Origin of the sequence: Stutzerimonas chloritidismutans (assembly GCF_051486945.1) — a bacterium.
Classification (GTDB): domain Bacteria; phylum Pseudomonadota; class Gammaproteobacteria; order Pseudomonadales; family Pseudomonadaceae; genus Stutzerimonas; species Stutzerimonas chloritidismutans_B.
Map to the genome: position 1 here is coordinate 178548 of NZ_JAHVDX010000005.1, position 11973 is coordinate 190520.

An 11973-nucleotide genomic window follows, 5' to 3' on the forward strand; every position below is an offset into this window, starting at 1 on the left:
CCGGTAGGAAAACGTGTCAGAAAAAGCCGGCGATTATAAAGCAAAGGTATTGGCCTGGCTTGGCGTATCGGCCGGGAGGCCGAGCGGATCGGGACGCGGCATTGAACCTCTGGCGAACTGATGGCGTCGGAGAACCGAAGGGGCCGCGTTGGCGTTGCCCACGTTCATCACGTCTAGCTCGACGGGAACCCGACATGACGAAATCCTGGGCGAAAGCCCTGGCCATTGCGATCGCAGCGGCGCTGGTGCTGGTGCTGCTGGTTCGCGGTATTGGCATGGACACGCTACGCGCATCGCGTGGCGACCTGATCTTCTATCTACAGGCGCACCTGTACCTTGTCGGTGCCTCGATGCTGCTGGCGTTGTTGATCGGCGTCCCGGCCGGCGTGCTGCTTAGCCGGCCGTTCATGGCGAGCAGCGCCGAGCGCTTCATGCAGGTCTTCAACATTGGCAACACCATTCCACCCCTGGCGGTGCTGGCGATCGCGCTCGGCGTGGCAGGCATCGGCAACGGGCCGGCGATTTTCGCCCTGTTCGTCGCCTCGTTGCTGCCCATCGTGCGTAACACCTACGAGGGGCTGAAAAACGTGCCGGGTGCGCTGAAGGAGGCGGCAACCGGTATCGGCATGCGGCCGCGTCAGGTCCTGCTGCGTGTCGAGCTGCCCAATGCGGTGCCGATCATCGTCGGCGGGGTGAGGGTCGCGCTGGCACTGAACGTGGGCACCGCGCCGCTGGCGTTCCTGATCGGCGCCAACAGCCTTGGCAGCCTGATCTTCCCGGCCATCGCCCTGAACAATCAGGAACTCTTGCTGCTGGGTGCCGGCACCACGGCGATTCTCGCGCTGCTGCTGGACGGTGCGGTGACGCTGGCGAGCCGAACCTGGCTGGAGCGCGGGCTGGCCCGCTGAGGAGAAAGCATGAACCGATGGGTCTCGATCCTGATGGCGCTGCTGCTCGGCAGCCTGAGCGCGCTGGCGGTCGCCCAGGAAAAGCCGCTGATTCGCATCGGCGCCAAGGTATTTTCCGAGCAGCGCATTCTCGCGCATATGACGGCCAAGTACCTGCAGAGTAAAGGCTACCGCACGCGGGTGGTGGCTGGGCTCGGCAGCACGGTGGCGCGCAGCGCGCAGGAAAACGGCGAGCTGGACCTGAACTGGGAATACACCGGCACCTCGCTGTTCGCCTACAACAAGCAGACCGAGGTGTTGCCACCGGACGAGTCGCTCGCACGTGTCCGTGAGCTGGACGGCGCCAAGGGGCTGGTCTGGCTCGAACCCTCGCGCTTCAGCAATACCTATGCGCTGGCCGTGCCGCGAGAGATTGCCGAGCGCGACGGGGTTGCGACGATCAGCGACCTGGCCCGTGTGGTCAATGCGACCGATGAGCCGCACTTGATCGCCTTCGATATCGAGTTCGCCAACCGCCCCGATGGGCTGGCACCGATGGTCGAGCTTTACGACCTCCAGCTCACGCGCAACGAGGTTCGGCAAATGGACCCAGGGCTGGTCTATACCGCGTTGCGCAATGCGCAGGTCTACGCTGGCCTTGTCTATACCACCGACGGGCGACTCGACGAGTTCGACCTCGTCCTGCTGGAGGACGACCGCCAGTATTTTCCTGACTACACCGCCGCACCCGTGGTGCGCCGCGATGTGCTGGACGCCAACCCCGAGCTGGCCGAGCTGCTGGCGCCCCTGGCCCGGTTGCTGGACGACGACACCATGCGCACGCTCAACGCCCGCGTAGACATCGGCCATGAGACGCCTGCCAACGTGGCGGCTGACTTCTTGCGCCAGCACGATCTGATCTGAGGCCCGCATGGACTGGTTATCGACATTTTCGTATATGGACTGGGGGCAGGTCGGCGCGCTGACGCTTCAGCACATCGCCCTGGTGAGCGTCGCAGTGGGTCTGGCCATCGTTGCCGGCGTGCCGCTCGGGGTGGCAATGACGCGTTTTCCGTGGCTGTCCGGACCGTTGCAGGGCGCCGCCACGGTGGTACTGACGATTCCCTCGATTGCCCTGTTCGGCCTGATGATGCCGCTCTACGCGAAGATCGGGCAGGGCCTGGGGCCGCTGCCGGCGGTCACGGCAGCGTTTCTCTATTCATTGCTGCCAATCCTGCGCAACACCTACCTGGCGCTGACCAATGTCGAGCCGGGCATCCGCGAGGCAGGCAAGGGCATCGGGATGACGTTCTGGCAGCGCCTACGCATGGTCGACATTCCGCTGGCCGTGCCGGTGATTCTTGCCGGCGTGCGCACCGCCGTCGTGATGAACATCGGCGTGATGACCATTGCCGCCGTGATCGGTGCCGGCGGGCTTGGCGAGCTGATTCTTACCGCCATCAGCCGCAGCGACATGGCCCAGCTGATCGTCGGCGCCATTATCGTCAGCATCCTGGCGATCATCGCGGACCTGCTGCTGCAGTGGCTGCAACGAACACTGACGCCCAAGGGGCTGCGCTCCTGAGCGCTGAGGAACGGACATGATCGAACTCGACAAGCTGACCAAGACCTTCAAGCAGAAAGACGGCAAGGACGTCACCGCCGTGGATGCCATCAGCCTGACCGTCAACGAAGGCGAAATCTGCGTGTTTCTGGGCCCCTCCGGCTGCGGCAAGAGCACCACGCTGAAGATGATCAATCGGCTGATCCAACCCACCTCGGGACGCGTGCTGATCAACGGTGAAGACACCACCGGGCTGGATGAAGTGGCCCTGCGACGCAACATCGGTTACGTGATCCAGCAGATCGGCTTGTTTCCGAACATGACCGTCGAGGAGAACATCACGGTGGTGCCCAAGCTGCTCGGTTGGGACAAGAAGAAGTGCCACGAGCGCGCGATGGAGCTGATGAGCATGGTGCAGCTCGACCCGAAGCAATACCTCAAACGCTACCCGCGCGAACTTTCCGGCGGCCAGCAGCAGCGCATCGGCGTTATCCGAGCGCTCGCTGCCGACGCGCCCTTGCTGTTGATGGACGAACCCTTCGGTGCGGTCGATCCGATTAACCGCGATGCCATCCAGAACGAGTTTTTTCAGATGCAACGCGCCCTAAACAAGACGGTGATCATGGTCAGCCATGACATCGATGAGGCCATCAAGCTGGGCGATCGCATCGCCGTATTCCGTGCGGGCAAGCTGGTGCAGTTCGATCATCCCGACACGCTGCTGGCACACCCCAAGGATGAGTTCATCGCCAGCTTCGTCGGCCAGGACGCAACCCTCAAGCGCCTGCTGTTGATTCGCGCCGAAGACGCGGCCGACAACGCTCCCTCGATCCGCCCGCAGACGCCTGTCAGTGAAGCGCTGGAGCTGATGGAGGAGCACGACCGTCGGCATCTGGTGGTCACCGACGCGGGCAACAAGGCGCTCGGCTACGTACGCCGCCGCGAGCTGCGCGGGCAGGGCGGCACGGTAGAGGGCTTCGTTCATCCGTTCGCAGCGACCGCCGCGTTCGATGAACACCTACGCATCCTGCTGTCACGCATGTACCAGTTCAACCGCGCCTGGCTGCCCGTGCTCAGCGCGGAGAATGACTTTCTCGGCGAGGTGACGCAGGAGTCGATCGCCGATTACCTGAGCTCCGGGCGCTCGCGCGGCAAGACCAGCATCGTGTCGCCCGCCGAGCAGCTTGCCGGCTAAAGACGCTGCACGGCGAGCGGCGGATCGCTGTGCTAGCCTCCCGAAAGAACAGGTCAGGCGGACGCGTTCGGTCGCCGGCGGGGAACGTCAGGCCGTCATGCCGGTCGGTTTGAATAGGTCAGGTTCGCCTGAGGGAAAACAGGGAGCGATACGGATTTTTCGTTGATCTCGAACAGCGGTGGTTCTAAAGTTCGCGCCCGAACGTCCATGCTGGAAACGATCCATCCGGCTCAAGTACTGACGACGAGAGGTTGCCGGTTCTGCACCCGCCCAGCGGGTTCACCGGGACCGGTGATGCTCGGCGACATGCCTTGGGAAGTAGGCGAACCAAAATGGGGAAACTGTCAGACGTTCGAGGCCTCGCGCCGCCCCCTGCTCACTCTTCCGTTCCGCCAACTGGAGCCTTGCATGTCGATCAAGATCGAAGACTACTATCCGCGCGAAACCTTCCAGAAGATGAAGAACTTCGCCGATGAACGCGAAACCCCCTTTGTCGTCATCGACACGAAGATCATCAGCGATTCCTACGACCAGCTGGTCAGCAACTTCCCGTTCGCCAAGATCTACTACGCGGTAAAGGCCAACCCGGCCACCGAAATCACCGAGCTGCTGCGCGACAAGGGCTCGAACTTCGATATCGCCTCGATCTACGAGCTGGATAAGGTCATGGCTACCGGCGTCGGGCCGGAGCGCATCAGCTACGGCAACACCATCAAGAAATCCCGCGACATCCGCTATTTCTACGACAAGGGCGTGCGTATGTTCGCCACCGACTCGGAAGCGGACCTGCGCAACATCGCCAAGGCCGCGCCTGGCTCGAAAGTTTACGTACGGATTCTCACCGAAGGTTCCAATACCGCCGATTGGCCGCTGTCGCGCAAGTTCGGCTGCCAGACCGACATGGCGCTGGATCTGTTGATTCTCGCCAAGCAGCTCGGCCTGGAGCCCTACGGCGTGTCCTTCCATGTTGGCTCGCAGCAGCGCGACATCGACGTGTGGGACGCCGCCATCGCCAAGGTGAAGGTGATCTTCGAGCGCCTGAAAGAAGAAGACGGCATCGTCCTGAAGATGATCAACATGGGCGGTGGCTTCCCGGCGAACTACATCGCCAAGACCAACGATCTGACCACCTATGCCGACGAAATCATCCGATTCCTGAAGGATGACTTCGGCGACGAGTTGCCGGAAATCATCCTCGAGCCGGGCCGCTCGCTGATCGCCAACGCCGGTGTGCTGGTGTCCGAAGTGGTGCTGGTGTCGCGCAAGTCGCGCACGGCGGTCGAGCGCTGGGTATTTACCGACGTGGGCAAGTTCAGCGGCCTGATCGAAACCATGGACGAATCCATCAAGTTCCCGATCTGGACCGAGAAGAAGGGCGAGATGGAAGAAGTGGTCATCGCCGGCCCAACCTGCGACAGCGCCGACATCATGTACGAGCATTACAAGTACGGCCTGCCGCTGAACCTGTCGAGCGGTGATCGCCTGTACTGGTTCTCAACCGGCGCCTACACCACCAGCTACAGTGCGGTGGAATTCAACGGCTTCCCGCCGCTGAAAGCCTACTACCTATAAGCCTTCGGGCTGTAGCCTGCAGAACGCCGCGATCCTCGCGGCGTTTCTGTTTGGGTAGCTGAGAGAGTGGTGCGCCGAGGACAGAGGTGGCGCTTGGCAGGCGAGGACGTTCGCTCCTCCATGCCTGTAAGGCGCTGCGCCTGATGCGGGTAGGTTGCGTTGTGCTTCGATCAATACAGGTCGCGTCGATAGCGGCCTTGTTCTGTCAGTGCGTGCAGCTGCGCTTCGCCAAGTATGCCGACCAGGATTTGCTGCACGTCTCGGCCCATCCCTTCCAGACTTCCGCACACGTAGATGGCGGCTCCGCCTTTCATCCATTGACGCACCTCGTCTGCCGCATCGCGTAGCAGGTGCTGGACGTAAATCTTCTCCGTCTGGTCGCGGGAAAACGCCAGGTCCAGCCGCTCCAGGTGACCGGTAGCGCGCCAGCTTTTGAGTTCGGCCTCGAGCAGAAAGTCATGTGCGGCGTTGCGCTCGCCATACAGCAGCCAGTTGCGTGAACCCGACGCGGCGCGCTCGCGCAGGTGCGCGCGCAGGCCGGCCAGGCCGGTGCCATTGCCGATCAGAATCATCGGAGTGCTCGTGGTCGGGCCATGGAAGCTTGGGTTCGATCGGATGCGTAGGTCTACGGTTTCACCGACCGACACGTGATGGCAGAGCCAGCCGGACCCGAGGCCTAAAGCGCCGTCCGGGTGCCGGGTTTCGCGCACCAGCAGCTGAACGCAGCCCTCGGCTGGGACCGATGCGATCGAGTATTCGCGATGGGGCAACTGTGGCAGGGCAAGCAGTGCCGCCGCATCCAGGGTTGCCATGGGCCCTTCAGGCAGGCGTCGAGAGGCGAGGGCGGTTGCAGCGGTCATGGTGCCTTTGACGGATAGCGTCGGGGCTATGCCGTACCGCTCGAGCCACTCGGCTACGCCAGTTTTGGAATGGCGCGGGCCGATCTCGGCGATGTCGCCTGCCTGCCAGTGGGCGGATGACGGGTGTGGACGCAACCGCAACTCATACACCGGGGCGCCCTGGCTCCCTGGGTTGAGCAGCGTGCGGCTATGCAGAATCCAGGTGTCATAAGCCGCTGGCTCCCAGTCGATGTAGTCGCCTTGGCCACTGAGGTGTGAAAGCTGGTGCTGCCAGTGGCGGAGCACGCCTGGGTCTGAGCGGTCAGCGTCCAGGCGATCGAACAGCGGTTGGGCGCCAAGGCGTTGCAGGTGCGCCTCGACACGCCGGGCGAAACCGCAGAAATGGGTGTACTGGCGGTCACCCAGCGCCAGTATGGCGAACTCCAGCTGTGACAGATCGGCTGCGTCGTGCAGCAGGCGCCGTTCGAAACGTGCCGCGTTATCTGGCGCCTCGCCCTCACCATAGGTGCTGAGGACAAACAGGGCCCGTCGCTGCGGTGTTAGCGCGGGCAAGTCGATAGCGTTAAGGGGGCGGACGTCGACGGTTAGCCCAGCCGCATGCAGCTGGCTTGCGCTGCGCTCGGCGATTGCCTGGGCCTGGCCGGCCTGGCTGGCGTAGCCGATGAGTAGTTTGTCCTGGCTGATCGGTACGGCCGGTGAGGCCTGCAGACGGTGGCGGCACCAAAGGTATGAGCACACAGCCAGGTAGGCCGTGACGACCAGCGCCGCTGAGACCATCCGCGGCGGTTGCCACCACAGCAGCGCCGCCGCGAGCAGCAGGCAAGCCAGCAAGGGTGCCAGGTGCAAAAGTCGGTTGCAGGCCAAAGGCATTGTCTCCGGATGAGGCGCTTCTGCGGTTGGCCTGTGGGCGTGAGGCGACGGCTAGGCCGCCTCGTCAGGAGCCGGTGGCGGCCAGGCGGAAACCCGGCCGCGAAGGCTTACTGCGGCAGGACTTCAAGCGTCGCGCTGTAGCTGGCGCGGCGCTCGGTGGCGGGCTTTGTGACGCCTTTGTCGGTCTTCAATTCGGCTTCCAGCCAATACATGCCGGCCTCTGGCCAGGTGATGCTGGCCTTGCCTCGCGCGTCCGTCTTCGCCTTGATCTCCCCAAGTTCGTCGCGATAGCGGTTGCCGCCGGGGATGACGCTGATCTCCACGCCGTCGGCGGGCTTGCCATCGAGCAGGAAGACGAACTCGGCGGCCTCGCCGGCGAACAGGTCGTTGGGGTGCGTGACTGGCGAGAGCTCAAGCCCGTTGCCCGTGGGGTCGAGGACCGTCTTGGTCGGGTTGCCGGACGTGACGAACACTTCCATGCGATTACTGTTCTGACTGACTTTCAGCGCCTCGGCATCGGCGGGTACGTCTTTGGCGAACTGTTCGGCGGTGCCCATCCAGCGACGGGTTTCGCCGCCGGCTTTCCAGCTGGCGAAGAGTCCATCGTTGACTACCGCAAGCTTGTAGGTCCCCTTCTGCGTCAGGTGCACGTCGAAGGTGCTGCGGTAGCGCCCGCGGCTGCCATTTTCAGCCTGCGCCTGGCTGCCGTCCGGGGCCAGTACCAGCAGCTCGGGTGTCGGGCGCGGTGGCATGCCCGGACGGCCGCCAGCCGGCGCGCTGTCGTCGCCGATGCCCTTCAGGCGCATCGGGAAGTGTTCGAAGTAGAACAGGTCGTTGGACACTGCCGCATCGACGGTAACCCAGGGGTCTTCGCCGGACAGCACTGTGGCCGACGGTAACATCCAGGCGCGGTGGGCCTGGGCTGAGAGCGGCAGGCAGATGGCCAGTGCCAGTACGGTCCATTTGATTTTGGGTTTCATCGTGAGCTACCTCGCTTGGGCGTGAGTCAGGGGGTGAGGGTCAGTGAGAGGGCGCCCAGTTCGCTTTCGCCCTGAGCCTCGTGCGTTTGTGCAGTCGTTACCGGCCAGGTGAATGGAACGCGCAGCAATTCGCGGCCGCCGACTTCCCGTGCGGCTTCGACGACCAGGCGGTAGTCGCCCGGCGTCAGGTCCTTGAGCGGCGCTTGTTTGTCATCGAAGCGGATGCTGTGCTTACCGACGGCGCGCGTGGCCGCGCTGACCCCATCGACCGGCAGCTCAAGGCTGCGGCCGCTGCGGCGCCACCACTGGCGCAAGTCCTTCAGCCACTTCTCGCCTTCCTTGTCCTTCATCTTCACGTCGTACCAGACGGCAAGGTCGGCGACATGGCTTTGATCGGGCGTCTCCAACCAGATCGCGACGTAAGGGCGATGGTATTCGGCGACCTGCAGCCGCGGGATCTCGACGGTGACCTGAAGATCCGCCGCCATCAGTGGCGAGCTGAGCAAGGTGAGCGATAGCAGCAGGGGTTTACGCATGGCGGATCCTTAATGAATGAAGAGCAGGGCGAGCAGTACCGGGATAACCAGGCCAGCGCCCACGACGGGCCATGTTATGGGTCGGCCCGTTGCATGGCGTTGGAGCAGCAGAAGGCCTGTGAGGCTGAACACTAAGCAGGTGGCTGCGAACAGGTCGATGAACCAGCTCCAGGCGGTGCCGGTGTTGCGGCCCTTGTGCAGGTCGTTGAGGTAGGAGATCCAGCCACGGTCGGTGGATTCGTAGAGCAGTTCCCCCGTTTCCAGGGTCAGACTGAGCCAGGCGTCACCACCGGGGCGGGGCAGGGCGACGTAGAGTTCGCCGTCGCTCCACTCCGCTTCACGTTCACGAAGGTCTATCTCCAGCGTGGCTTCGATCCAACCTTGGAGCTCCTCGGGTAGCCCGGCCTGGGGCGGGCGGGTCTGCAACTCCCGTTGCAGTGGCTCGGGTAGTTGGGCTTGCCGCTCGATCACGCTCGGACGGGCCTCGATCTGGGCGGCATGGTTGAGGGTGAACCCGGTCACCGCGAACAGCAGCATGCCCACGAGGCATAGGGCAGAGCTGATCCAGTGCCATTGGCGGAGCGTGCCGAGCCAGAGTCGCATGAGGTTCACTTAGCGGAGGAGAGGCGGCGATTCTAAAAGGCGAGCCGGCCAAGATGCTAAGAATTTACAGAAGACATACATTCGCATTAACGCGACGTCTATCAAGCGGGAGAGATGGCCGCCGCGGCGTCATTGCCGAGCCGGCGGCCAAGGTGGATCAAGGCATCTGGACTTCGATGACCCCGTCGGCGCTCATGGTGATCTGCCGGGTGCCCGCTTCGACGTCCGGGGTCGGCATGGCGTCCATTTGTTTCATCGCGACGCTGCGCATTTCTGGCTGGTAGCCGCCGCCACTGTTCAGGTTGAGGCTGACGATCTTGTAGTCGCGGCCGCCCAAGGCTTCAGCGGCCAGTTGGGCGCGCGCACGAAAGGCGGTAACGGCATCCTTCAGCAATGCATCTTCGTTCTGCTGGCGGATCGGGTCGGAGATGCTGAAGTACATGCCGCCCATGTTCAGATCCTGCATCAGCGTGGCGGTCAGCTTCGACAGGCTGGCGAAGTCGGTGCTTTCCAGACGCAGCTCGGCGCGTTCGCGCCAGGCGGTGATCTGCTGGCCTTTTTCTTCATACACCGGATAGCTGCTGCGGCTGCCCTGGCTGACCTTCACGTTCTTGGCCTGGCGTGCCTGTTGCAGCGCCTTGTTCATCGCTTCGGTGGTCCTTGCGGCCAGCTGCGCCGGATCCTCGTGCTGGGACTCGGTGTAGAGCGTGACGTGCATGCGGTCCTGGGCGACCTCGCTACTGGCTTCTGCACGCAGCGAAATCTGGTTGTAGCGCGGCTCGTCGGCAACCGCCGGCAGGCAGGCGACGCACGCCAGCAGCGCAAGGCTGCGGGGAATCGAGACAGACATGAAAGCTCCTGTATTCATGGGCACCGGAATGCGGCGCGGAAGACTTTATCCTTTCCACGGCGGGTGCGCATTTTTCCGTGCGTCGCGTTGCCGCACAGAGGCAGCCGTCACGGACGCTTGGTTATACTCGCCGCACCTTTGGAGCGCCCATGTACCCTACCGTCCAGCTACTGTCGGCCAGTCGCCAGAACCTTCGTCTGCTTACGCTGATTCGTATCGTCGTGCTCGCCGCCCAGGCCGGGGCGGTCGGTATCGCTTATGCGACCCAGATGGTTGCGCTGCCGTGGCTGAACCTTGGCATCACGCTGGTCGTATCGGCGAGCATCTGCCTGGCCACCGCGTTGCGTCTGCGTGGCCCTTGGCCGGTGACTCATCTGGAATATGCCGTGCAGCTCGGCGCGGACCTGCTGATCCACAGTGCATTGCTGTATTACTCCGGCGGCTCGACCAACCCCTTCGTGTCCTATTACCTGGTACCGCTGACGATCGCCGCGGCGACGTTGCCGTGGCTGTATTCGGTGGTTCTGTCGGGCCTCGCCCTGGCGGGCTATACCCTGATGCTGGTCTGGTACGACCCGATCATCGCCCCGCCGGTCGAGCGCACCACCATGCTTGTCTACGGCATGTGGCTGAGCTTTGCGCTCGCGGCCGCGCTGATCACGTTCTTCGTCGCGCGGATGGCCGAGCAGTTGCGGCGGCAGGAGGAGTTTCAGTCCCAGCGTCGCGAAGAGAGCATGCGTGACCAGCAGCTGCTCGCCGTGGCCACCCAGGCGGCCGGCGCCGCGCATGAACTGGGCACGCCGCTGGCGACCATGAGCGTGCTGCTCAAGGAGCTGCGGCAGGACTACAAGGAGCCGTCGCAGTTGAGCGAGGACCTGGCGCTGCTGCAGTCGCAGGTCCAGCTGTGCAAGGACAGTCTCCGTCAATTGGTACGTGCGGCCGAGGCCGACCGACGCCAGGCCATCGTCGAGCAGACGGCTCGCGAATGGGTCGAATCGGTGCTGCAGCGCTGGCACCTGATGCACCCGGAGGCTACCTTCCGCTTTCAGTGCCTGGGCAAGGGGTCGCCGCCCCGGCTGATGCCACCGGCCGATCTCGGCCAGTCGCTGCTGAACTTGTTGAACAATGCCACCGATGCCAGCCCGGACAACCTGGATATTCGCCTGGATTGGGACGCGCAATGGATCAAGCTGACCATTCGCGACCATGGTGCTGGCGTTCCCCTGGCCATCGCCGAACAGATCGGCCGGCCGTTCATCACCACCAAGGGCAAGGGGTTCGGGCTCGGGCTGTTCCTCAGCCAGGCCAGCGTGACGCGTGCCGGCGGTACGGTGAAGCTCTACAATCACGAGGATGGCGGGACCCTGACCGAGCTGCGCTTGCCGCATGGCTCGGTCAGGGCCTGATCCCAGAGGTGACCACAATGCGAGGAGTGCGGACATGACCGAAGAATTGCAGCACGAAGGCGAAGATCAGCCCCATCTGCTGCTGGTCGATGACGACCCGACGTTTACCCGCGTCATGGCGCGGGCCATGAGTCGTCGGGGCCTGCATGTCAGTATCGCCGGCTCGGCCGAAGAAGGTCTGGAAATGGCGAAGCAGGACCTGCCGGACTACGCCGTGCTGGACCTGAAGATGGAAGGGGATTCCGGTCTCGTGCTGCTGCCCAAGCTGCTCGAACTGGATCCGGAAATGAAGGTGTTGATCCTCACCGGTTATTCCAGCATCGCGACTGCTGTCGAGGCCATCAAGCGCGGTGCCTGTAATTACCTGTGCAAGCCGGCCGATGCCGACGACGTGCTTGCAGCGCTGCTTTCCAAGCACGCCGACCTGGATAGCCTGGTGCCTGAAAACCCAATGTCCGTTGACCGCCTGCAATGGGAGCACATCCAGCGCGTGCTGGCCGAGCATGACGGCAACATCTCCGCGACCGCCCGGGCGCTCGGCATGCACCGACGCACCCTGCAACGCAAACTGCAGAAGCGTCCGGTCAGACGCTAGCGGATCCAAGGCTTACGTCGGGAGCTGCTTACAACAGTCTGCAGCTTCCCGTGCG

12 protein-coding genes are annotated in these 11973 nt (G+C 63.5%); 7 read left to right on the plus strand and 5 right to left on the minus strand.

The window, feature by feature from the left end; genetic code table 11:
• The first annotated feature begins 194 nt into the window (after positions 1-194).
• The 5 genes from KXR72_RS19045 to KXR72_RS19065 all read left to right on the plus strand — a co-directional run bounded on the left by KXR72_RS19045 (position 195) and on the right by KXR72_RS19065 (position 5218).
• Positions 195-908 (plus strand): ABC transporter permease, encoded by a 714-nt coding sequence (locus KXR72_RS19045; RefSeq protein WP_437422664.1) that lies wholly within the window; start codon positions 195-197, stop codon positions 906-908.
• Between the two features lie 9 nt (positions 909-917).
• Positions 918-1811 (plus strand): glycine betaine ABC transporter substrate-binding protein, encoded by an 894-nt coding sequence (locus tag KXR72_RS19050; protein WP_437422665.1) that lies wholly within the window; start codon positions 918-920, stop codon positions 1809-1811.
• Positions 1812-1818: 7 nt separating this feature from the next.
• Complete coding sequence (locus KXR72_RS19055) at positions 1819-2472, plus strand: ABC transporter permease (protein ID WP_437422666.1); 654 nt, start codon at positions 1819-1821, stop codon at positions 2470-2472.
• Between the two features lie 16 nt (positions 2473-2488).
• Complete coding sequence (locus KXR72_RS19060) at positions 2489-3646, plus strand: osmoprotectant ABC transporter ATP-binding protein OsmV (RefSeq protein ID WP_437422667.1); 1158 nt, start codon at positions 2489-2491, stop codon at positions 3644-3646.
• Positions 3647-4054: 408 nt separating this feature from the next.
• The gene (locus KXR72_RS19065; RefSeq protein ID WP_437422668.1) at positions 4055-5218 is read left to right on the plus strand and encodes a type III PLP-dependent enzyme; all 1164 of its coding nucleotides are present in this window, start codon (positions 4055-4057) and stop codon (positions 5216-5218) included.
• Positions 5219-5388: 170 nt separating this feature from the next.
• Here the strand turns inward: KXR72_RS19065 and KXR72_RS19070 are convergent, their stop codons facing one another.
• The 5 genes from KXR72_RS19070 to KXR72_RS19090 all read right to left on the minus strand — a co-directional run bounded on the left by KXR72_RS19070 (position 5389) and on the right by KXR72_RS19090 (position 9917).
• Positions 5389-6948: a sulfite reductase subunit alpha gene (locus KXR72_RS19070; protein WP_437422669.1), complete on the minus strand. Its 1560-nt coding sequence runs from the start codon at positions 6946-6948 to the stop codon at positions 5389-5391.
• Positions 6949-7055: 107 nt separating this feature from the next.
• The gene (locus KXR72_RS19075; protein WP_437422670.1) at positions 7056-7928 is read right to left on the minus strand and encodes a DUF4198 domain-containing protein; all 873 of its coding nucleotides are present in this window, start codon (positions 7926-7928) and stop codon (positions 7056-7058) included.
• 26 nt (positions 7929-7954) lie between these two features.
• Positions 7955-8464, minus strand: a complete 510-nt coding sequence (locus KXR72_RS19080) for a DUF2271 domain-containing protein (protein WP_437422671.1) — start codon at positions 8462-8464, stop codon at positions 7955-7957.
• A gap of 9 nt (positions 8465-8473) precedes the next feature.
• Positions 8474-9067, minus strand: coding sequence for a PepSY-associated TM helix domain-containing protein (locus KXR72_RS19085; RefSeq protein ID WP_437422672.1), 594 nt, complete (start codon positions 9065-9067; stop codon positions 8474-8476).
• 157 nt (positions 9068-9224) lie between these two features.
• Positions 9225-9917: an SIMPL domain-containing protein gene (locus tag KXR72_RS19090; RefSeq protein WP_437422673.1), complete on the minus strand. Its 693-nt coding sequence runs from the start codon at positions 9915-9917 to the stop codon at positions 9225-9227.
• 149 nt (positions 9918-10066) lie between these two features.
• Here KXR72_RS19090 and KXR72_RS19095 point away from each other — a divergent pair, with 149 nt between their 5' ends.
• Together KXR72_RS19095 and KXR72_RS19100 are read left to right on the plus strand one after the other, a co-directional pair.
• The gene (locus KXR72_RS19095; RefSeq protein ID WP_437422674.1) at positions 10067-11323 is read left to right on the plus strand and encodes an ATP-binding protein; all 1257 of its coding nucleotides are present in this window, start codon (positions 10067-10069) and stop codon (positions 11321-11323) included.
• 34 nt (positions 11324-11357) lie between these two features.
• Complete coding sequence (locus KXR72_RS19100) at positions 11358-11918, plus strand: response regulator transcription factor (RefSeq protein ID WP_437422675.1); 561 nt, start codon at positions 11358-11360, stop codon at positions 11916-11918.
• Positions 11919-11973 lie beyond the last annotated feature (55 nt).